This is a genomic window from Verminephrobacter aporrectodeae subsp. tuberculatae, from assembly GCF_026127385.1.
GTDB lineage: Bacteria > Pseudomonadota > Gammaproteobacteria > Burkholderiales > Burkholderiaceae_C > Acidovorax > Acidovorax aporrectodeae.
In genome coordinates this window covers 1,523,532-1,545,419 of sequence record NZ_QZCX01000002.1, presented here as the reverse complement: position 1 = coordinate 1,545,419, position 21,888 = coordinate 1,523,532, and the positions used below count along the sequence as shown (strand labels likewise).

Genomic DNA, 21,888 nt, shown 5'->3' with positions numbered 1-21,888 from the left:
GGCTTGCACGGGCGGGGGTTCAGGGCTTGGCAGGGGTCAGGGGGTAGTGGATGACGGGGTTCTTCCCCATCAGCTCAAACAAATCCTTGCGTACCAGCACTACGCGAACAATCCCCTTGGATCCCACGCCCCAAAGATTGATGAGCGCGGCCTGCTTGCCCACGATATCGCCTTCCAGCGCCTCGATGGCGAAATCGTGTCGGATGCGCGGGGTATCAGGGCGCGGTGCCCTCGGACGCTCGCCCTCGGGGCTATCGATCTCCGCGGGACCATCGATCTCGATGTCGAAGCGCTGCGTCCTTGAGATGCCCTCCAGCCGCGAGTGCTTGAACGTCAGATCGGGCAGTTTCAGGCGCGTATGCCTCTGCGTCTCGGGATTGGTGTAGTCGATGCGGACCCCGCTGAGCGAGCCCGTGTGCAGATCCAGCTCGGCCTCGTAGGTGACATGTGTATACAGAAAATCCGTACTACCGTTCTCGTCGAGCCGCTCTGCCGTACCTGAGAGTGAATGGTAGGTACCCACATAGGTCACTTTTCGGGTCCTGGGGGCATCGGTCTGGTCGGTGAGCAGTCCGAGCGAGGTACTCCAATTCGCAGTTCCCCTGTGGCTGACCAAACCGTGCTCTGCGAAGGAAAAAGACCAAGCCTGGTTCTGACCCATCTCCAGGTTGAACATCAAGGCGACGCCTCCCCCCTGTTCGCCTGTGTAATCGATCATTGCGGCAGACGGGTGGCGTTTGGCATTCCCGTACCGCCTGCCATCCACGACGAAGCCATTGCGCCCGGCCTGGATATGGCGCCACACCAAGTCGCGGGAGGGATTGGTCAGGGCGGGGTTGCCCTGACTGTCCTTGGTGAGGAGACCGTCGATCAGGTAGCCCGGGCTGTCAAAGTTGATCATCGGGGCGTCGGGGTCCGGGTTGGTCATGGCCTTGTGCAGCGCCAATTCATCGGTGGATGACGACGTGGGTTGGACGCAGTTGCCGTCCCTCTCGCGCCGGGCGCACAGCGCACCAGCCGGAGCAATGAAGAGGTCACCGTGCATTGCGTCACGCGCAACGGCCCCGGGTTCCTGGGCGTCACCGCCTCCATTGCAGGCGGCAAGGCTCAGGCCGCAGGCCAGCAGCCAGAACAGGAAGCGGATATGGCGCGCGATGGCGCGTCCCGGGGATAAGGGTCGATGGGGCATGGGGATCCAATCAGAAAAACAAAGGGATGGGGAAGCGCGCACCCGAAGACGGCGATCACGGCCCGCGTGACCCAGCCCACGCGGGTGCGCGCATCATGCACCGAGGTACTTGAGTTTCCCCCAGGCACGGCGCAAGACCTCGCGCAGTTGGCCCAGCTTTCCCCGTTGGGTGTAGACCAGCAAGACCACCAGAAAACGCCCTGGCGTGTGGCCAATGAAAATCTTCACGTCCAACTCCTGGCCATTGCCCGTGCCGGCAAAATCGGCCTCAAACCCTTGCAGCACGCCGTAGCTCGCCGCCACGGGCGACAGGCCACGGCTCTGCCCCAGGTTCAGGCCAAAGTTCTGACTGGCTCTGCGGATCGCGCTTGTCGCGACCTGCTCCAGGTCCTTCTGCGCCACGCGCTCCTTGGGCCAGCTCGTATAGGTCATGACGGTCGGCGGGAAGTAATTGTCCGGGCTCTGCGCCGTAAATTCGGGATGGGGCTGGCTCGTGGACTTGGTTTCCCAGGGAGGCTGGTTTTCCACCCATATCTCCAGACCCAGTGGCTCCACACGATGGATCTGCATTTCGCGCAGCGCGCGCGCCGGTTCTTGTTTCTGCGCCTGCGCCGATACGCCCAGCAGCGCCAGCGCGGTGGCGCCCATGACCCGGCGGCGGCGCCTGCTGCATGCGGCGGCCGTCACAGCGCCGCTCCCTGACGCACCAGGGCGCCGCCCATGCCCAGCAGCGTCAGCACGAGCACCGCGAGCCCGCTGTACCAGCGCACCGAACTGCGCCATGCCGCGCGCCAACGAAAGCGGCAGGCCAGCACGCAGACGGCCCACACGATGGCGTAGCTCACCAGCGCACGCCCCAACAGATTTCCCAAGATATAGCTGATCGTCACTGTGTACTCCCTGTGCCAGGCTCAATGCCCCGTAAACAGTTCCCAGCGGCCATCACGGCGCAGCATTTTCTGCGCGGAGAGGGCGTGGGCGTCCTGCGCTTCGGTGAAGATTTTCTCCGCCAGGCTGCCCAACTCCGCGAGCGCCCCGGCGTTCCTGGCGTCGCACAGCAGCAGGCAGTCGCGTCGCGGCACTGCGGCCACGATTTCCTTGCCCAGGCTGTTGACATGCATATATTCCATGAAGGTGTCGAGCAACAGCAGCGTGGCCTCCAGTTCCCCGCCCGTGCGCACCACCATGCAGCCCTGCTTGTCAAAATGCTCAGTCCGCGGCATCAGCCGTGCCAGATTCCACAAAGCCAGCGCAGGCACCTCGGAGACGGCAATACCGGCTTGTTCCAGCTGGGACGGTGAGGCCATGATGAATTGATCCGGCAGGTCAAAGGCGTAGCTCACGAGCAACTCCCCGCACAGCGCCGTGGTCACGGGTTGCTGCTGCTCGGGAACGCCGTGCTCTTGCAGTATCTTGAGAAAACTCACGTGCCTGATGCGCGGCACCAATTGCTCGCGCAGCGACACCTGCTTTGGCGGCTCCGTCCTGAGCGCTTTTTTAAAGAGATTAAACAAACTGTTGATCATGATGAAAAGTCCTCGTGCATGTGGAAATCAAAATATCTTGCCCGCCATCAGTCCTCGTAGACCTGCTCCGGCGTGCGCGTGCGCAGGCCCAGCGATCGGCTAAGCGCCAGAAACTCCTCGTGGTATTCGGCCCGGACCAACACGGCGTGCCAAGCGTCGTCTTCGTCGTCCAGATCGATCATCCGGTAGCCGCGCGGTGCCACCCAGGCGGCCAAGGCACGCAGGATTGCCATGCAGCGCCCCGGGCCCTCGGGCGGGTCGCTTGCCGGCGCTTCGAAGGGGCCGATGCCGCGTGCGTCGCTCAGGTCGGACGCCTGGCAGCCCAAGCTGTCATCGTCCTTGATATCGGCCTGGATGGCGTGACCCGCATCTTGCAGCGCGTTAAGCAGTTCAAAGAAATTCTCGACCTGGCGTGGCGTGCCCATGGTCTTCAGCACGTCCTCGACGGCATCGTCATAGCCGTCGCAGACCAGTTCCACCCAGCGGGCGAAGTTTTTGCGCTGGGACTGGGCCAAATCGATGCGCCTGGGCGGCGCGGATGGAAACAGTTCAACGTCCGCGCCCACGCCCTCTGCGCGCCAAGCGTCGCGGGTATGGCGGATATGCTCGCGGTAGTGATCGACCAGATCGCGCGGGTAATGGGGATGGTCGCGGAAACTGCTGTCGTCAATATCGTAGGCGCATACGGCCAGCGCGACTTCAAACGCAAAATCGCGGAAATGGTAAAACTTTTTGCGCTCGTTCTTGGGCCTCCAACCCAACGGACGCATCAGCCGGTGCCAGTTGCCCATATGCGCCGCCAGCGCCGCTGGACGCTGCTCCGGAGGCTGCGCCAATGCATCGAGCAAGGGCGTCATCCACCATTCACGGTAGTTGCTGACTTCATACTTTGGCAAGTATGGATATCCCGGGATGAATGATTTTATAAGAACGTCCATCATTCGGCATGGGAGGTTAACATTCAACCAGTTTTTATAATTGTGCAAACGTTCCGGAGAATGATCCATGCAGACCAAAATGGTAATGAAAAACAAAAGCTCTCTCGACGATGACTCACCCACATGCAAGCGATTCGCCGCCCAGCGCAGCTCGCCATTTGGCAATGGCCTGGATCTGATAAATTCTGCAGAATACAGATAATCGGGCCAACCTTTTTTCTCAAAAAAATTCCAGATATCTGCAAGAGGATCCCCTCTGTCATATAGGCGCTTCATGTAATCCACAACCTCCCCAAATATGCAAGAATGAAAATTTACAAGAATTTCATCCGTGTAGTTTTCATTTTCCCACGTACGCTCAAACCGGCTGGCAAGAGACTCCAATTCTCCGTCGCAAAATACTTTATCATCTGCATTTGCATCTGGATTTCGCATCATTTTTAACTCCTTCGCTTTATTTCGTTTATGGTTTCCACGCAACACTGGTTACTCGTACTTGTTCGTCATTAACGATGTTATCCGGTTTTATTACATCCTTGATTTCATGGTATGTCGTTCCATCGGCATCTTTTTGGGAATAAATTCTTTTTACCGATCCACTCATGAATCCACGGATGATTGCATTCTTCTCCTTCTGGCTCATTTCTCCTTTTCTAACCATATCCTCAAGATGATTTGATATCCACTTGATGCTCATCTGACGGCCACTATGCTTGGTCATGGTCAGTTTCGCGACAGTATCATCTGGTATTCCATTTTTCGTACCGCCTGTTGCCTTGGATTCCAAAAGTACATAAGTATAAATATAGTCCCCGTCCCCATCTTTAAGCCCGGTATTTTTCCTGTATAGACCATCAATGGCATTTTTTCCGCTCCATTCACTGAAAGCCCCCGTGGGACTTTTTCTGCTATCCGGGTTGAAACTGCCTTTCATAGACTTTGTTGCTTGCTTGGGCGGCTCCGTCCTGACCGCTTTTTTAAAGAGATTAAACAAACTGTTGATCATGATGAAAAGTCCTCGTGCATGTGGAAATCAAAATATCTTGCCCGCCATCAGTCCTCGTAGACCTGCTCCGGCGTGCGCGTGCGCAGGCCCAGCGAGCGGCTAAGCGCGAGGAATTCCTCGTGGTATTCGGCCCGGACCAGCACGGCGTGCCAGGCGTCGTCTTCGTCGTCCAGATCGATCATCCGGTAGCCGCGCGGTGTCACCCAGGCGGCCAGGGCGCGCAGGATTGCCATGCAACGACCCGGGCCCTCGGGCGGGTCGCTCACGGGCGCTTCAAAGGGGCCGATGCCGCGCGCGTCGGTCAGGTCCAAGGCTTGGCAACTCAGGCTGTCGTTGTCCTTGATATCGGCCTGGATGGCATGGCCGATACTGGCCAAAGTTTCAAGCAGTCCAAAGAGATTTTCGACCTTGCGTGGCTTGCCCGAGGTCTTTAGCACGTCTTCGACGGCGTCGTCGTACCCGTCGCAGGCCAGTTCCACCCAGCGGGCAAAGTTTTTGCGCTTGGACTGGGCCAAATCGATGCGCCTGGGCGGCGCGGATGGAAACAGTTCAACGCCCGCGCCTACGCCCTCGGCGCGCCAAGCGTCGCGGGTATGGCGGATATGCTCGCGGTAATGATCGACCAGATCGCGCGGGTAATGGGGATGGTCGCGGAAACTGCTGTCGTCAATATCGTATGCGCATACGGCCAGGGCGACTTCAAAGGCAAAATCGCAAAAGAAATAAGGCTCGCTGCGCGCGTGCTTGGGCTCCCAACCCAGTGGACGCATCAGTCGGTACCAGTTACTCATATGCGCCGCCAATGCCGCTGAGCGCTGCTCCGGAGGCTGCGCCAGTGCATCAAGCAAAGGCGTCATCCACCATTCACGGCAACTTTCAAGCTCGCGACTGACTTCATAGTTCAGTAGATATGGATATTTTGGAATAAATGATTTGAGTAGAACGTCGATCAATCGGCATGGAATTTCAACATACATCCAGCTTTTATAATCATGCAATCGATCTGATGACTTGTCCATACAGACAAGAAAGGCTATAAAAGAGATAATCCTTCTCGATCTCAATGGGGACTCATCCACGGACAAGTAACCTGGATGTCGATGCTTGCCATCTGGTAGTGGCCTTAGTTTTATAAACTCAGCAGAGTGCCGATAGTCAGGCCAGCCTTCGTCATCGAAGTAATTGGAGATATCCCTAAGAGACGCTCCCGCTCCATATAGATATAACATGTATTCTGCAATTTCCCTAAATCTTGCATAATGAAATCTCATAAGAATTTCATCTGTATATCCGTTATTTTCAAGCAAATGCATTCGTCTATGGATAATATATTCCAATCTATTGTTATAAAATTCTTTGTCGATTACGTCTGGATCGCGCGTCGGTCTTTTTTTATTCCACATTATGGGCTCCAAATTGCATTGCTAACTCGCACTTGCTCTTCATCAATGTTTCCATTTTTCATCACGTCTTTAATCTCGTGGTACGTCGATCCATTGGCATCTTTTTGAGCATAAACTCTCTTGGTTGATCCATTATCCAATCCACCCAATATATCATCCATCTCATTTTTACTTATCTTTTTACTATCAACCATTTTTTGAAGATGGTTTGCAATCCATTTCCTGCTCATCTGGCGACCATTCTCTTTTGTCATGTCCAGTTTCGCAACAACGTCATCCGGGATGTCATTTTTCGAACCACCTGTCGCCTTGGATTCCACAAGTATATACTCGTAATATTCCTTTCCATCTTTATCTTTGACTTTTCTTCTGTAAATTCCATCAATACCGTGTCTACCGCGCCAGTTCTTGATGGCATCCGCCGGATTCTGATTTTTCATATCAAAATTAAAGCTGCCTCCAAAAGGTTCAAACCCTTTTTCTTTTGCTGTCAGAGCATCAAAAACCGCCTTCTCCCCCATAAACCCCTTTTCATGGGGCGTCAGTTTTGCCCATGCCTTTGTAAGAATCGAGATATCACAGTCCGAGTTATGTGCCCATATCGCACCAGACCCCACAAAGTAATTGGCAGTCTTGGCAACGCTAAAGTTATATACCGGCAGCGGTTGGTGCACCGCTTCATTGCTCAGCACGCGCACATCGCCCTGCGCGCCAGCGATTACGTCGTTGTCCGTGATGTGCTGAGCCTGCGTCCAGCCCTTGCCCTGTACCCAGAGCGGGTGCTCCTCAGTGAGTTTGAATTGATCAAATTCGGTGCTGAGCAGCCAGTAGCCCGGCGCCGTGCGCGCAAAGGTGTTGGTGACGGCTTGCGGTGCTTCGGTAAACAAGCGCTCATGGCGTGACTGCACCTGCTGGCCTATGCGAATCTGCTCGATTGGCTGCATGCCCTGCGGGGTCAGCACGAGGGTGGCTGCGGCAAAGCTCGCACAGCCCAGGTCGCGCTTGGTGTGTTTGACCGCATCGGCCAGTTTGCCGCCGTACTTGGCCAATTTGACGGCCAGTTTGACTACGGTGCCGGGATTCACGTATTGGCCGACCACCTTGCCCAAATCGTAGGCACCGCACTGGGTTGCGCGTTTGATGGTGTCTATCGTCTCCTGACCCAATAATTCGGCGAGCATTTTCAAGGTGCCCTCGAAGTCATTGAAGAAGGCCTTGCCCAATTCGACCAAGCCGCGAATGACCTCGCCCGGGTCGCTGACCATCTCCCACAGGTCGGTGACCTGCTCCTTGAGGCCATGCACCAATCCCTTGACGAATTCGTAGCCGTAGACCAGGGCCCCCTTGACCTCGTCCCACATCGGTCCCCAGAATCCCCGGTCCTCGTCCTTGGCTCCCTTGTTGTCCTGTCCCGGGGGCGTGCCTTCGCAGACGTCTTCGAGAAACTTGCAGTCGTTCTTGGCGGCCCACTGCTGGCGGGACTCCTTGTCCGCAAAGCAGAGGGCCGGGGGAGTGCAGGTTTTCCAGGCAATGCCCCCGCTTTCCTGCCCGGGCGTGCTGGTGGCTTGCGCCCGTGCCGCTTGCGGATGCAGTTGCGCAAGCGCCAATACCAACACCAGCCAGAGCAACAAAAGGGAGCGCAGGCCGCGCCGTGTTCGTGTCATCAAAAACATGCTGGCGCTCCGCCTGATCCACCATTGCCATTCCCGCCACCGCCCGCGCCGCCACCGTCACCGGTACCAGCGCCCGTGCCCGAGCCGTTGCCCGAGTCGAGCACCGTGCAACCCATGGTGATGCAGTCGGGTGCCGGGGATTTGCCACCCGGGCCGCCTGGGCCGCCCGGCCCCCCTCCTGGGCCATCCGATCCCCCCGGATTCACGGGGCTGCCGGTATTGCCTGCGCCCGGGTTGGAAATCGTGCTCTCGCCTTCGACGGCGTCGCTTTGCATATGCAGCGTGACGTACGTGACGACCGGTAGCCGGCCCTGCGCGATGAGTTGGCTGTGGAAACTGTCGCCGCCGTTGTCGAACCACTTCAGGTAGTGCTTGTAGATGGTGCTGACCAACGGAATCTTGAGTTCGTAGCCGTGCGTCACCTTGATCTTGAGCAGGTTCGCGTCCTGCACGCTCTGGCCCGATTGGCTGCCGACGTTTCTGTTGCGGTCTGCCAGGCCGGCGTTGGGTATTGCGCGTGCGTTGTACTTTTGCTCCAACCAGGGATCGTTCCAGTCGTCAAAGCTCGCGTGTGTGGGGTTGAGCAGGTCGATGCGCAAATTGCCCTGCAGGTCGGCCGCCGCCTTGGCCTTGGCCTGCGCCAGTTCGGTGCTGTCGCTGCCCCCGCCGTATAACGGCACCAGCGCGCGCAGGTAGCTTTCGCGGATGTCCGAGAGTTTGGCGTGGGCCATGCTGCCCGAGCGCGCGGCCATAAAGCTCGCGTGGTTAATCTGGTTTTTGGAGAAAAACACCAGGCCGTATTGCAGCATGGCCAGCCCCAGCAGCGTAATGATGGGGCCGACCACGGTGAACTCGATCATGGCGCTGCCGCACTGGCGTGGCGCAGCGGTCGTCGGTGTGCTGTGTTGGCGCATGGGTCTTCTCTCAGGCTGGGGCGCCCGCATGGGCTGGGGTTCAGGGCTTGGCAGGGGTCAGGGGGTAGTTGATGACGTGGTCATCCATAAACTCAGACAATTCCTTTCGATACAGCATGATCTGAAAAATCCCCTTGGGTCCCGCGCCCACAAGATGGATGAGCGCGGCCTGCTTGCCCAAGATCTCGCCTTCGAGCGCCTCAATGGTGAAATCGTGTCGGGTGCGTGGGGTATCCGGGTGCGGTGCCCCCGGGCGCAAATCCTCCCCGGGGCCATCAATCTCAATGTCGATGCGCTGCGTCTTTGAGAGGCCATATAGCCGCGAATGCTTGAACGTCAAATCGGGCAGTTTCAGGCGCGTGTGCCTTTGCGCCTTGGGATCGGTGTAGTCAATGCTGACCCCGCTCAGCGAGCCCGTGTGCAGATCCAACTCGGCCTCGTAGGTGACGCCTATATTCAGAACGTCTGTGCCGTTCTCGTTGAGGTCCTTTGCCGTACCTGACAATGAATAGTAGGCACCCACATAGGTCACTTTCCGGGTCCTGGGCGCATCGGTCTGGTCGGTGAGCAATCCGAGCTTGGCATACCAGCCGGCCCCTCCCTTCTTGTTAGTGACGCCTTCGCCCTCTACGAAGGAAAAGTCCCAAGCCGGGTTATGACCCATCTCCTCGTTGAACGTAAAGTAGGCGCCGCCACCACCCTGTTCGCGCGTGTAGTAGATATCTGTGTTGCGCAGATGGTTGGCATTCCCGTAACGCCTGCCATCCACAATGAAGCTGTTGCGCCCGGCCTGGACATGACGCCGTGCCAAGCCGTAGGAGGAGTAGCTCATGTCGATGCTGCCTTGGCCGCCCTTGGTGAGAGGGGATTCGATGATGAACCCCGAGATGTCGAAGTTGATCATCGGGCTCTTGGGGTCAGGGTCGGTCATGGCCTTGTGCAGCGCCAATTCATCGGTGGATGACGAGGTAGGTTGAACGCAGTTGCCGCCCATCTCGCGCTGGGCGCACAGCGGTCCGGCCGCAGTAATGAAGATATCGCCGTTTATGGCGTCGCCACCGATGACCCCGGGATCAGAGGCGTCACCGCCCCCATTGCAGGCAACGAGGGTCAGGCCGCAGGCCAGCAGCCAGAACAGGAAGCGGGTACGACGCGCCATGGCGCGTCTCGGGGATGAGCGTGGATGTGGCATGGGAGTCCAATCAAAAAAACAAAGGGGTTGGGAAACGCGCGTCACCCGGTGGTGCTTGCGCGGGAACTGCTGCTGGTGAATGGGGAACTGGCGTCGTCTTGATCCTTCTTGCAACGGCCGTATGCCGTGGTGGACGGCGGTGTGCTGGCTGTCTTATGGTCCTCATGGCCCTCACGTCCCGGCCTGACAAACCGGGCGCTGCAGACACCATGCACCGCACCCGCATCCACCGGCCAAGGCCGCAGCTGCATGCCGGGCTCCAGTCCCTGGCTGGCGATCGCGCCCGCGGGCATCTCCAGCACGTGGGCGGCGCCCGGCCCGCCCCAGCTGCACCGCCAGGGGGCCAGTGCCGGTACCTGGCGCGTGATGCGGCCCCGGGTGTCGAGGTAGACGAGGTCCAACGCGTAGCGCATGAAGCAGCTGTGCACGCTGGTGCAGCGCGCAATCAGCAAGGCGCTGCCGTCGCCGGCAGCAGTGCCGCGCGGGTCGCTGCGGCCCATCAGACCGATGAAGCGGCCCCAGAAGCCCCGGGCTTGGCGAATCTGCAGTGCGTGCTGCTCCGGCTGGCCCGTCATCACAGCCCCGCGTTCATGAATTTCATCGCGATCGGGAACAGCAGCACGATGAAGGTGCAGGGGAAGATAAATGCGATCAGCGGAAAGAGCATCTTCACGGGGGCTTCCATCGCCAGCTTCTCGGCGCGCAGAAAGCGCTCCGAGCGCCGCTGGTCGGCCTGCGCGCGCAGCACCGGCCCGAGGCTCATGCCCATGCGCTCGGCCTGGATCACGGCCATGATGAAGTTCGTCACGCTGGGCTCGTTCAGGCGCTCGCCCATGTCGCGCAGCGCTTCGGCGCGCCCCTTGCCTGCGCGCAGGTCGCGCAGCACGCGCTGGAACTCTTCGCGCACCAGACTCGGCGGGCCCTTGGCCACGGCCTGCGTGATCGCTCCCTGCATGTTCAGCCCGGCCTCGACGCACAGCGTGATGATGTCCAGGAAGAAGGGCATCATGCGCAGCAGTTCGCGCCGGCGCAGTGCGATGCGGTCCCGGATCCAGATCGCAGGGTAGATCCAGCCGAGCAGCGCGCCGATGGCCAGGGCCTGCGCGTAGACGCCGCGGGGAACATGCCGGGGCTCGGCATCCGCGCTCGCGCCTATGGGCACGCCGTCGAAGCTGGAGACGATCCACCAGACCACGAGCAGCGCCACCAGCGCGCTGATGACGCGGCTGGCGATGAACTGCGCGGGGCTCATGGTGTAGTCCAACCCCGCCTGGCGCAGCTTGAGCCGCAGGGCCTGCACGGCCTTGCCGTCGCCGAGCTGTGGCGCCAGCAGGTAGCTGATCCATTGGATGGGCCACCAGAGCAGGCGAAAGACCAGGGGCGGCGAGTCCTTGTAGCGGCGGTCCTCGGACGGGACGCTGGCCATCGAGCGGCTGAGCAACCAGGCCACGAGGCCGGCACTGAGTCCCGCGGACGCAGCGATCAGGGCGAGGATCAGGGTGTTCGGTTCCATGGGGCTAAACGTCGATGGCGACGATCTTGCGGATGATGTGCACGCCCATGAGCGCCACCAGTGCGCTGATCCATTGGATGGGCCACCAAAGCAGGCGCAAGGCCAGGGGCGGCGAGTCCTTGTAGCGGCGGTCCTCGGATGGGACGCTGGCCATCGAGCGGCTGAGCAACCAGGCCACGAGGCCGGCACTGAGTCCGGCGGACGCGGCGATCAGGGCGAGGATCAGGGTGTTCGGTTCCATGGGGCTCAACCTAAACGTCGATGGCGACGATCTTGCGGATGATGTATACGCCCATGAACTCGAAGACGGCGATCACGGCCAGCGTGGCCCAGCCCATGCGGGTGTGCCAGAGCATGGACATGGCTTGCGGCTCCATCTTGTTGAGGATGAGCATGAGCACCAGGGGCAGGGCTCCGACCACCCAGGCTTGCAGCTTGCCCTGCGCCGTCAGCGAGCCGATCTTTGCCTCCATTTGCAGCCGGCTGCGGATCGTCACCGAGGTGCGTTCCAGGGTTTCGGCCAGGCTGCCTCCGGTTTCGTTGGCGATGCGCATGGCCGAGGTGATGAGGACCGTGGTCTGCGTGGGCATGCGCCGGCTCAGGTTGTTCAGTGCCTGCTCCAGCGTCACGCCCAGGCGTTGTTCGCGCAGCATGAGCGCGAATTCCTGGCTTAGCGGCGGGCTCGATTCGGCCACCAGCTGCGCAATCGCGCTACTCAGGCCCACGCCCGCGCGCAGGCCGCCGCTGAGCATCATCAGCGCGTCGGGCAGTTGTTCCTCGAACCGGCGCAGTCTGCGCTTGCGCATTTGCTGGTAGAGGAAACGCGGCAGCAGTCCGAGCACGAAGAAGGTCGGCAGCGCGAGCAGTTCGCTGCCGCTGATGAGCCACACCAGCACGCCGCCGAGCGCCATCACCGCCAGGTTGGCGACGAACAGCTTGCGCGGATCGATGAACAGGAAGAACTCTGCCGCCTGAAAGCCCGCGCGCTCGGTAAAGCTGGCGCGGTAGCGCCGCAGCGAGGAGCTGCCGATGTCGATCAGCAGCCAGGTCAGCAGCGTGGTCGACAGGGCGACCACGGAGATGATCACGAAAAAGAGGGTGTCCGGCGCGAGGCTGCTCATGCTCTCTCTCTTTCTCCCGGCGCGTTGCCGCCGGCGCCGGCGGTGCTGGTCCCGGGGACACCGCGGAAGATGTCCAGGTCGAGCACCGCGCCGCTGGCACGCAGTTCGTCGTAGAAATGCGGCACCGTGTCGCAGCCGCTGAATTGCCCTTGCACCTTGCTCAGGCCGTTGGCCTGGATTGCGTAGCCCCGGTTCACGAAGAGGAACAGGTCCTGCAGCTGGATCTTGCCGCTTTCCATGCCGCTGATCTCGGTGATGTACGTGACCATGCGCGTGCCGCAGGAGAAGCGCGTTTGCTGCACGATGATGTCCACCGCGCTGGCAATCTGCTCGCGGATCGCCGCCAGCGGCAGTTCCATTCCGGCCATGAGCACCATGGTCTCGAGCCGGGCCAGTCCGTCGCGCGGGCTGTTCGCGTGCAGCGTGGTCAGCGAGCCTTCGTGGCCGGTGTTCATGGCCTGGAGCATGTCCAGCGCCTCGGCGCCCCGGCATTCGCCGACGACGATGCGGTCGGGCCGCATGCGCAGGGTGTTGCGCACCAATTCGCGGATGCTGATCCCGCCCTTGCCCTCGACGTTCGCCGGGCGCGATTCCAGGCTGATCAGGTGCTCGTGGTTGAGCTTGAGCTCGGCGGCGTCCTCGACGGTGATGACGCGCTCGCCGGGCGGGATGAAGTTCGACAGGATGTTGAGCAAGGTGGTCTTGCCCGAGCCCGTGCCGCCGGAGACGATGATGTGTGCGTTCTGCGCGTAGCCGTAGCGCAGCTGCCATTGCGCGGGCTGCGCGCGCCCCTTCGCGTAGGCCACGGTGCTGATTTTTACCGGGCGGCCGTAGACGTCGAGTTCGGTGCACTTGCCGCTGACCGGCTGGCCTTGCGGGTCCAACTGGGTCACTTCGGTCATCCGGCCCATGGTGTCGTACTGGTAGCGCGCGTTGCTCGGTCCGCAGCTGGCGCAGCCTGCGCCGCGCACCTCCAGCAGGCGCCATTGCATGGCAATGATTCCGTGCCGGTAGGTGGTTTTTTGTCCCTGGCTATTCGTCAGCACGGTTTGTCTGGGCGTGCGGGTATCCAGGCAGGCTGGCCGCTGGCAAATGGTGGGGGAGTACGCTGGGCTGGTGAGGGATATTTTTCATGGCTTATCTAGTCCAATCCATCTCAACCTTCTTTCCATCGGGCATGATCATCCAACCACGCTCAACGACTTCGCCATTATCTCTCTGCGGTTCCCTGAAATCCCCGCCGGGCATTACATAGCGATAAGTTCGTCCACCTATCGCGTTGTACCACTCTTCCACATCCCAGCCAACCAATACACCATGATCCGCCAAGCGGATCTTGAGACGCAACAACGAACTACCATTTTTACGGATAAAGTCCAAGACTTCATCGGGAATCCTTGATGCAACTTGGACGGTGTAGTCTCCAAGGATGGTTCCCCCTTCATAGCCAGCAGTAACTTCACGCAGTCCATTGCGATTTTTTCGAGGTTCTGCATCATCCGTTCTCCATGTCACATGCAGTGTTCTGGGAATGGACATGGCGTCGGGATAGGTTGAATGGCGATCACCTCCTTCACCAAGAGATAATGCAGCTTCCCATACTTCACCATTTTGATCAAGCATCGTGACATTATTTTTATCTTCACCTACCGTACTGATGTACAAGACCCCTCCACGAATCCCTCGATATTTATGGATCAGCATTTTTTCTTCAGGCGTCAAATTGGACACGTTCCATGGGCGCGCTTCCGGACTCAGAAAAATATAGACTCCACTCACCAAAAAAATCAACAACAGAATCGGCAGAAATTGCCGCCGATAATATACTAGCGTGGCGCGTCTGCTCAAGATATTGGTATTCTTCATAATTATTTGATCACCAGATTTCCAAGCTTGTACCCATTTTTTGACAACCAATCCCGGTAGCTTCCCATATTTACAGTACCTGTCTCATCGGTTGTATACAGATACTTTGTTTCCGGAGGCAAAGGGAGAGACGGATCCATATCTATACGAGGAACCAAATCGCGGGGTGTGTAGCTTATAAGGTTGTGCTTTTTTATTTCTGCATAAGTCAGTCCTGTACCAGTCATCTTAAGCTGCTTCACCTTGCGACCATCGGTATAGCGTACATCCCGATCCTCAAGGCGGCCAGTGGCTTCACCCAAGGCTATATTGGTACTTTTGTCATGCAATACGGGATTGGGTGGCATATCGATCGATTTTTTGCTCATCTCGACTCCAGCGCTTCTGGCTTGCTCAACCATCCATGCCAATGCTACTTTGGACAAGGAGTTATCCTTGTAACCACCACCAATGTCTGAGTGTGAGCCAATAAATCCCTGTTCAATTCGGGTTTTATCTTTTGGTATCTCGGTGCCCATGATGGACTCCAATGGAAATTCACCCCATGAACTTTTCCCATTCGCCATCGGTCGGTATGGTGAATTGGGATCACCACGATGCTCATTCAATGCCACCGCGTGGGCGACATAGGAAAATTGTGCAGGGATGGCTAATTGATAGTTTTGATGTGATGAAAAATTGGTACTCAACACCGTATCCCACAAACCCATAAAACGGAAGTTGACCTTTCTGCAGACTTCCTCTTTCGTCTTCTTGTTTTTATAACGATACCAACCTTTAGAATCCGTTTTTTCCGCAATCCTGTTAGCAAAATCACGTGCCTGTGCAGCACCCCGACTAAATCCGATGATATCTACCTGCATGGTCTCATCTTCTTTTGTGTCTTTGGCTTCTGTATTGAAATATTCAATCATGCGCTCAATTCTCTCTGGTCCCGTACAATTTAACCCCTTGTCTTGGGTGGTAGGAATAACTAAAGGAACAAGACATGTTTTTGGCTCGATGGGACGCGTGGGATCGCTCATGTCTGTCGTTCCGACTCCACTGATATAGCGAATTCCTCCATTTGATTTTTCGTAGTAATTTTGGAAAGAAACCACATTGGTCATGCTATCTCCTGACTTACTAAGTTCAGACTTATCCTTGCTATTCCCCGTCCCATCAAACGCAAACAGCACCAACCCATCCGGATCAATGTATTTGAGCGGGTTGTAGCGCACATAGCTATAGGGATTGGGTCCGTCGGGCGTGCCCAGGGGGTCGGGGGTCAGGTATTGACCGCGTTCGGGGTCGTAGTAGCGCTGGCCGTTGTAGTACAGCCCGGTTTCGCTGTCGGCGTACTGGCCTGGCAGGCGCAGGTTTAGCCTGAAGTCCGTTTGCTCTGCTTGTGCATCCAGCCGCACCGTGCGGATATTTGCCTGCCCAAAGGGCGCGTAGCTGGCCTGCCATACCAGTTGCCCTTGTGCGTCGGTCGCCGCTTCAATGGCCCCGAGGTGGTTCGCGTGCAGCCATGCAATTTTTTCTGCTTGCTCAAACCAGCCTTGCACGATGATTTTCAGATCGGCCAGCACGCCGCGGGGGGCGTCGGCCAGTGGGCGGCCTGCGGGGGTGTCGATGATGGCTATGGGTCTGTTGGCCAAGTAGATGTATTGGCGCGTGATCCGACCCTGTGCGTCGAGTTCGGCGCTGAGTTGGTGGTCCTCGTACAGGTAGGCTGTGTTGCTGCTGGCTGTAGTTTTGCTGATGCGCTCGCCCCGGTGGTTGTAGTGGTAGCGGGCCAGGCTCGTGCCTTTTTCGCGCACCTCGGTCAGTTTGCCCAGTGCGTCCCATTGGTATTCGCGTTGCCCGATTTGTGTGGGTTGACCATTGGCGTCGTAGCGTGCGAGCACGGCAGTCGCCCCTTGCGCTTGTTCTTCGCTCCAGCGGTGGTTTTGCGCGGGGTAGCGGGTTTGCTGTGTGGCTTTTTCCAGTTCGTCCTGCGTTTCTACGCCCTGCTGGCTCAGCACGCGCCGCTCGTCGGGGTCGTAGTGGTAGCGGTTGACTTGGTTTTTCTGCCCTTGTGCCTGCACTCCGGCGACCAAGCGGTTGCGCGCGTCGTAGGCGTAGCTGCTGCGCGCGGATTCTCCCGCGCGGTCCTCGCGGTGCAGCAAGTTGCCGCGCGTATCCCACAGGTAGCGTTGGTCCATTAGCGCCTGCGGGTCCGCTGCCAATCCCAGCGCGCCGGGCAGGGCTTCGGTGTCGGTCTCGTGGTCCGTGGGCTTGGTCGGCGCGGACTGGGCGTGTGCGCTGCGGACTCCCAGCAGCAGTTGGCTGGTCTGGCCCAGCAGTTCTGCTGCGGCCGCGTGCCGCGCCGTTCGCGTTGGCTGCGTCCGGCGGTACACGACGCGCGCCAGTACGCCTTCCTGGCTGCGCTGGTAGTGCGCTTCGATTCCATTGCCCGTGCGTAGCTGGCTCAATCCCACCAGATCACGTTTGAGGTCTTGCACGATGGTTTGCGGCGGGCTGAGCCATTGCAGCCAGCGGGTCTGGATGCGGCTGCGCTGCAGGGCGACGATTTGGCCCTGCGGGTCGCGCTGATAGATCAGGCGGCTGCCGTCGGGCAGGCTGGTGCTACGTACGTTGCCTTGTTCGTCGTAGGTGTAGCGCGTGAGGCTGTTTCGGGTGCTGCCGTCGGCCTGGTGCCGGATGGTGCGCCGTTCGGTTCGCAGGCCCTGCGCGTCGTGCTGGTAGTGCTCGCTTTGCGTGGGATGTTCGAGGGCAGTGAGTTGGCTGCCTGTGTAGTGCCAGGTGGTTGTGGTGGTGGTTTTTTTCGGGTCGGCTGTGTCGCTGATGTCTTGGCGCAGGATGCGTCCTGCTGGGTCGTACGCGTAGTGCGCCTGGTTGCCGGCGGCGTCGCGGTTGGTTATCAGGCGGTCTGCTGCGTCGTATTCCCAAATGCTGGCTCCTGCGTCGGGGTTGCTGGTGCGCACGGTGCGGCCAAAATCGTCGCGCATGGGCTGTGCGCCCTGTCCGCCGGCTATGCCGGGTTGGGGCGGCAGCAGCCGGTTGCGGCCTGCGCCGTCGGTCAGGTCCTGTATCTGTCCCCGGGCGTCGTAGCCAATGTGCAGCACCGCTCCGGTGTTGTCCCAGGTGGTCAACAGTTGGCCTTGTGCGTCGTAGCGGTAGTGCTGTTGTTGCGCCATGCCGGCGCTGTAGCGGCCGGTCTCGAGCAGCCGGCTTTCGCTGTCGTAGCGGTTGTGCACGATCACGCCGTGGGCGTTTGCCTGCCATTGCAAACGCCCCTGCGCGTCCACGCTCAGGCGGGTCTGGGGACGGTAGGCTTCTTCGGCCCTGTCGTTGTTTGCGTCCAGGCTGCCTTGCCCGGTTTCGCTGAGCTGGCCCAGTGCGTCGTAGCGGTAGCTTTGTTCCTGGGGTCGGCTTCTGCCCGGGCCGGTGCTGCGGGTGCTGATGAGTTGGGTGGCGCTGTTGTAGCGGAACCGGGTTTGCCCGTTTTGTTCGTTGCTCACCTGGGTGATCAGGCCCGTGCGCGGGTCGTGTTCGATCTGGCTGCGCCGCCCGCCGGGCTGCTCGATGCGGGTGATGAAGCCACCGCCCCGGTCCCATTCCAGGCGCGTGACGTCGCTGTCCTGCGGGGTTTTCAGGGGGCCGTCTATTTCTACCAGCACGCTCTTGCCGCCGACCATGGCGTAGCGGTAGTGCGTCGTGCGGTTGATCGGCGTGGCCTGCTCCGCGTTGGCAATGGGTCGCCCCTGGGGGTTGAGCGGGCTGAATCCGCTTTCGGTCACCTCGGTCGGCTGGCCTGCGGCGTTGTAGCGGATGCGCGTTTGCTGTTCCCTTCCGGGCACCACGCTGGGCCGTGCGATCAGTTCGGGCGCGTATTGCGCGCTTGCGTAGCCGTAGCGCAGCTGCCATTGCGCGGGCTGCGCGTGCCCCTTCGTGTAGGCCACGGTGCTGATTTTTACCGGGCGGCCGTAGATGTCGAGCTCGGTGCGCTTGCCGCTGACCGGCTGGCCTTGCGGGTCCAGTTGGGTCACTTCGGTTATCCGGCCCATGGCGTCGTATTGGTAGCGCTCGTTGCTCGGTCCGCAGCTGGCGCAGCCTGCGCCGCGCACCTCCAGCAAACGCCATTGCATGGCAATGATTCCGTGCCGGTAGGTGGTTTTTTGTCCCTGGCTATTCGTCAGCACGGTTTGTCTGGGTGTGCGGGTGTCGAGCGTGATCTTTTCGGTGTCGCTGTCGGGTGCGCCGCGCACGCTGCGGATCGCCAGCGCGTTGGCGTCGTAGCCATAGCTGGCGATGCGTTCGTTCATCGGCCGGCCGTCGCTGCCTTGGCCGCTGACGCTAATGCCCGTGAGCAGGGTCGGGAAGCGCGCGTCTTCGTAGTGGTAGTGCCGGGTGATTCCCTTGCCCTGTTCTGCGGGGTGGCGCACCTGCACCAAGTTCGCGCTCACCTGGAGTTCCTGCTGCTCTCGGGGTTCCTGGACCTTGGCCTGTTCACTGCCTTGCGGCAAGGCGCTGCCATAGCTGTATTCGAAGCGTCCTGCGGGGCTGTCCATGCTTTGCACGCCGTCGTAGCGCGGCGGTTTGGCGATTGCCCGGGACGATTCCTCGTAGCGCTCCAGGCGGGCCTCCCGGTAGTTCAGCCGCAGTTTGCGCCCTTGCGGGTCGGTGACTTGTTGCAAGCGGCCTTGGGCGCCGTATTGCAGTTGCACGCTTTCGCCACTGGGCAGGCTGATGCGCATGAGCCGGCCCCGGTGGTTGAAGAGCAGTTCGCGCCCGTCGGTCCAGCGCCACAGGTATTGCTGGGTCCGCGGCGTTCTGCCCGCGTTGCGGATGCTCACCACGCCGTTGTCCGGCTGCTCGCTGGCGCACTGGCTGGGGTCTTGCGCGGTTTTCTTGAAGATGATGCGTGTGCCGTCGGCCTGCACGATTTGCACGGTGTTCCCGATGTCGTACAGATCGGTTTCGTAGCTGAGCTTCCAGCCGCGCCCCAGGATTCCCGGGGGCACGTTGCTGCGGCCGTACTGGCTGTTGTAGTGGCGCACGATTTCCAGACCGAGCAGGCCGGGCAGCGCGGGCATGTCTTCCTCGCGCTGGTATTTGTTGCCGCTGATGACGTTGATCGGGTTGCCCGCGCCCTGGTTCGTGCCGCTGGTGTTGCCCTGGCTCGCGGGGCCCGGGCTGCCGCAGGTTGCACCGCCTGGCGTAGGACTGCAGACCCCGCCGCCCGGTCCGGCGGGATCGGGCTTTTCTGTGCCAGGCATGCAGCTTTGGCGTTTCGGGTCGCAGGTCCCCGGCGTCTTGCCCCCGGTCAGACCGTCGAGCGGACCGGCCGATGCGCTTTGGCCGAGCAATACCGCCCATACAAGGCAGGCTGCGTGCAGCAGTTGCTTCGGGTTCATTTGGTGGCTCCACAGGATGGGCAATGCGTACCGACACAGTCCGTGTCTCCCCCGCCGGTGCCCGGGTTGTCAGCGCCACCGGTGCCGCCGCCTGGGCCCGGGCCAGCACCGTCGCCGGTACCACCGCCTGCACCCGAGTCGCCTCCACCCGGATCGAGCACCGTGCAACCCATGGTGATGCAGTCGGGTGCCGGGGATTTGCCGCCTGGGCCATCCGATCCTCCCGGATTTACGGGGCTGCCGTTATTGCTTGCGCCCGGGTTGGAAACCGTGCTCTCGCCTTCAACGGCGTCGCTTTGCATGTGCAGCGTGACGTGCGTGACGACCGGCAGCCGGCCCTGCTCAATGAGTTGGCTGTGGAAACTGTCGCCGCCGTTGTCGAACCACTTCAGGTAGTGCTTGTAGATGGTGCGGACCAACGGAATCTTGAGTTCGTAGCCATGCGTCACCTTGATCTTGAGCAGGTTCGCGTCCTGCACGCTCTGGCCCGATTGGCTGCCGACGTTTCTGTTGCGGTACGCCAGGCCGGCGTTGGGTATTGCGCGCGCGTTGTACTTTTGCTCCAACCAGGGATCGTTCCAGTCGTCAAAGCTCGCGTGTGTGGGGTTGAGCAGGTCGATGCGCAGATTGCCCTGCAGGTCGGCCGCCGCCTTGGCCTTGGCCTGCGCCAGTTCCGCGCTGTCGCGGCCCCCGCCGTACAGCGGCACCAGCGCGCGCAGATAACTTTCGCGAATGTCCGGGAGTTTGGCGTGGGCCATGCTGCCCGCACGCGCGGCCATAAAGCTCGCGTGGTTAATCTGGTTTTTGGAGAAGAACACCAGGCCGTATTGCAGCATGGCCAGCCCCAGCAGCGTGATGATGGGGCCGACCACGGTGAACTCGATCATGGCGCTGCCGCGCTGGCGTGGCGCAGCGGTCGTCGGTGTGCTGTGTTGGCGCATGGGTCTTCTCTCAGGCTGGGGCGGCCCGCATGGGCTGGGGTTCAGGGCTTGGCAGGGGTCAGGGGGTAGTTGATGACGTGGTCATCCATAAACTCAGACAATTCCTTTCGATACAGCATGATCTGAAAAATCCCCTTGGGTCCCGCGCCCACAAGATGGATGAGCGCGGCCTGCTTGCCCAAGATCTCGCCTTCGAGCGCCTCAATGGTGAAATCGTGTCGGGTGCGTGGGGTATCCGGGTGCGGTGCCCCCGGGCGCAAATCCTCCCCGGGGCCATCAATCTCAATGTCGATGCGCTGCGTCTTTGAGAGGCCATATAGCCGCGAATGCTTGAACGTCAAATCGGGCAGTTTCAGGCGCGTGTGCCTTTGCGCCTTGGGATCGGTGTAGTCAATGCTGACCCCGCTCAGCGAGCCCGTGTGCAGATCCAACTCGGCCTCGTAGGTGACGCCTATATTCAGAACGTCTGTGCCGTTCTCGTTGAGGTCCTTTGCCGTACCTGACAATGAATAGTAGGCACCCACATAGGTCACTTTCCGGGTCCTGGGCGCATCGGTCTGGTCGGTGAGCAATCCGAGCTTGGCATACCAGCCGGCCCCTCCCTTCTTGTTAGTGACGCCTTCGCCCTCTACGAAGGAAAAGTCCCAAGCCGGGTTATGACCCATCTCCTCGTTGAACGTAAAGTAGGCGCCGCCACCACCCTGTTCGCGCGTGTAGTAGATATCTGTGTTGCGCAGATGGTTGGCATTCCCGTAACGCCTGCCATCCACAATGAAGCTGTTGCGCCCGGCCTGGACATGACGCCGTGCCAAGCCGTAGGAGGAGTAGCTCATGTCGATGCTGCCTTGGCCGCCCTTGGTGAGAGGGGATTCGATGATGAACCCCGAGATGTCGAAGTTGATCATCGGGCTCTTGGGGTCAGGGTCGGTCATGGCCTTGTGCAGCGCCAATTCATCGGTGGATGACGAGGTAGGTTGAACGCAGTTGCCGCCCATCTCGCGCTGGGCGCACAGCGGTCCGGCCGCAGTAATGAAGATATCGCCGTTTATGGCGTCGCCACCGATGACCCCGGGATCAGAGGCGTCACCGCCCCCATTGCAGGCAACGAGGGTCAGGCCGCAGGCCAGCAGCCAGAACAGGAAGCGGGTACGACGCGCCATGGCGCGTCTCGGGGATGAGCGTGGATGTGGCATGGGAGTCCAAT

The 21,888-nt window shown here is 60.0% G+C and carries 18 protein-coding genes and 1 pseudogene; all 19 read right to left on the bottom strand.

Annotation, left to right across the window (positions count from 1 at the left end; genetic code table 11):
* Positions 1-19 precede the first annotated feature (19 nt).
* Positions 20-1,189, bottom strand: coding sequence for a hypothetical protein (locus D5041_RS15020; RefSeq protein ID WP_265285067.1), 1,170 nt, complete (start codon positions 1,187-1,189; stop codon positions 20-22).
* Positions 1,190-1,282: 93 nt separating this feature from the next.
* Complete coding sequence (locus D5041_RS15015; protein WP_265285066.1) at positions 1,283-1,876, bottom strand: hypothetical protein; 594 nt, start codon at positions 1,874-1,876, stop codon at positions 1,283-1,285.
* Positions 1,873-2,079: a hypothetical protein gene (locus D5041_RS15010; protein WP_265285065.1), complete on the bottom strand. Its 207-nt coding sequence runs from the start codon at positions 2,077-2,079 to the stop codon at positions 1,873-1,875. The genes D5041_RS15015 and D5041_RS15010 overlap by 4 nt, the downstream gene beginning before the upstream one ends.
* 21 nt (positions 2,080-2,100) lie before the next feature.
* Positions 2,101-2,715, bottom strand: a complete 615-nt coding sequence (locus D5041_RS15005) for a DUF1444 family protein (RefSeq protein WP_029554408.1) — start codon at positions 2,713-2,715, stop codon at positions 2,101-2,103.
* Positions 2,716-2,762: 47 nt separating this feature from the next.
* Positions 2,763-4,091: a DUF6630 family protein gene (locus D5041_RS15000; protein ID WP_265285064.1), complete on the bottom strand. Its 1,329-nt coding sequence runs from the start codon at positions 4,089-4,091 to the stop codon at positions 2,763-2,765.
* Between the two features lie 25 nt (positions 4,092-4,116).
* Positions 4,117-4,659, bottom strand: a complete 543-nt coding sequence (locus D5041_RS14995; RefSeq protein ID WP_265285063.1) for a hypothetical protein — start codon at positions 4,657-4,659, stop codon at positions 4,117-4,119.
* A 47-nt stretch (positions 4,660-4,706) separates the two neighbouring features.
* The gene (locus D5041_RS14990; protein ID WP_265285062.1) at positions 4,707-5,657 is read right to left on the bottom strand and encodes a DUF6630 family protein; all 951 of its coding nucleotides are present in this window, start codon (positions 5,655-5,657) and stop codon (positions 4,707-4,709) included.
* A 404-nt stretch (positions 5,658-6,061) separates the two neighbouring features.
* A complete protein-coding gene (locus D5041_RS14985) occupies positions 6,062-7,735 on the bottom strand; it encodes a polymorphic toxin-type HINT domain-containing protein (RefSeq protein WP_265285061.1) in 1,674 nt (557 codons plus the stop codon).
* On the bottom strand, positions 7,726-8,649 hold the full coding sequence (locus D5041_RS14980; RefSeq protein ID WP_265285060.1) for a TadE family protein: 924 nt from the start codon (positions 8,647-8,649) through the stop codon (positions 7,726-7,728). The genes D5041_RS14985 and D5041_RS14980 overlap by 10 nt, the downstream gene beginning before the upstream one ends.
* A gap of 40 nt (positions 8,650-8,689) precedes the next feature.
* Entirely contained in the window at positions 8,690-9,808 is a 1,119-nt protein-coding gene (locus D5041_RS14975; RefSeq protein ID WP_265285053.1) for a hypothetical protein, read from the bottom strand.
* A gap of 74 nt (positions 9,809-9,882) precedes the next feature.
* Entirely contained in the window at positions 9,883-10,416 is a 534-nt protein-coding gene (locus D5041_RS14970; RefSeq protein WP_265285059.1) for a DUF192 domain-containing protein, read from the bottom strand.
* Complete coding sequence (locus D5041_RS14965; RefSeq protein ID WP_265285058.1) at positions 10,416-11,354, bottom strand: type II secretion system F family protein; 939 nt, start codon at positions 11,352-11,354, stop codon at positions 10,416-10,418. Before D5041_RS14965 ends, D5041_RS14970 begins: the two co-directional genes overlap by 1 nt.
* A 4-nt stretch (positions 11,355-11,358) precedes the next feature.
* Positions 11,359-11,595 carry a hypothetical protein gene (locus D5041_RS14960; RefSeq protein ID WP_265285057.1) on the bottom strand — a complete coding sequence of 79 codons (237 nt, stop codon included), beginning with the start codon at positions 11,593-11,595 and terminating at the stop codon, positions 11,359-11,361.
* 10 nt (positions 11,596-11,605) lie between these two features.
* Positions 11,606-12,475 carry a type II secretion system F family protein gene (locus D5041_RS14955; RefSeq protein ID WP_010106643.1) on the bottom strand — a complete coding sequence of 290 codons (870 nt, stop codon included), beginning with the start codon at positions 12,473-12,475 and terminating at the stop codon, positions 11,606-11,608.
* A pseudogene (locus D5041_RS14950) lies at positions 12,472-13,212 on the bottom strand (CpaF/VirB11 family protein); the annotation flags it as partial. The gene D5041_RS14955 and the pseudogene D5041_RS14950, both read right to left, overlap by 4 nt.
* Before the next feature lie 400 nt (positions 13,213-13,612).
* Entirely contained in the window at positions 13,613-14,392 is a 780-nt protein-coding gene (locus tag D5041_RS14945) for a hypothetical protein (protein WP_265285056.1), read from the bottom strand.
* The gene (locus D5041_RS14940; protein ID WP_265285055.1) at positions 14,344-19,743 is read right to left on the bottom strand and encodes a phospholipase effector Tle1 domain-containing protein; all 5,400 of its coding nucleotides are present in this window, start codon (positions 19,741-19,743) and stop codon (positions 14,344-14,346) included. Before D5041_RS14940 ends, D5041_RS14945 begins: the two co-directional genes overlap by 49 nt.
* Positions 19,740-20,684 carry a TadE/TadG family type IV pilus assembly protein gene (locus tag D5041_RS14935; protein WP_265285054.1) on the bottom strand — a complete coding sequence of 315 codons (945 nt, stop codon included), beginning with the start codon at positions 20,682-20,684 and terminating at the stop codon, positions 19,740-19,742. The genes D5041_RS14940 and D5041_RS14935 overlap by 4 nt, the downstream gene beginning before the upstream one ends.
* A 41-nt stretch (positions 20,685-20,725) precedes the next feature.
* Entirely contained in the window at positions 20,726-21,844 is a 1,119-nt protein-coding gene (locus tag D5041_RS14930) for a hypothetical protein (RefSeq protein WP_265285053.1), read from the bottom strand.
* Between the last annotated feature and the right edge of the window lie 44 nt (positions 21,845-21,888).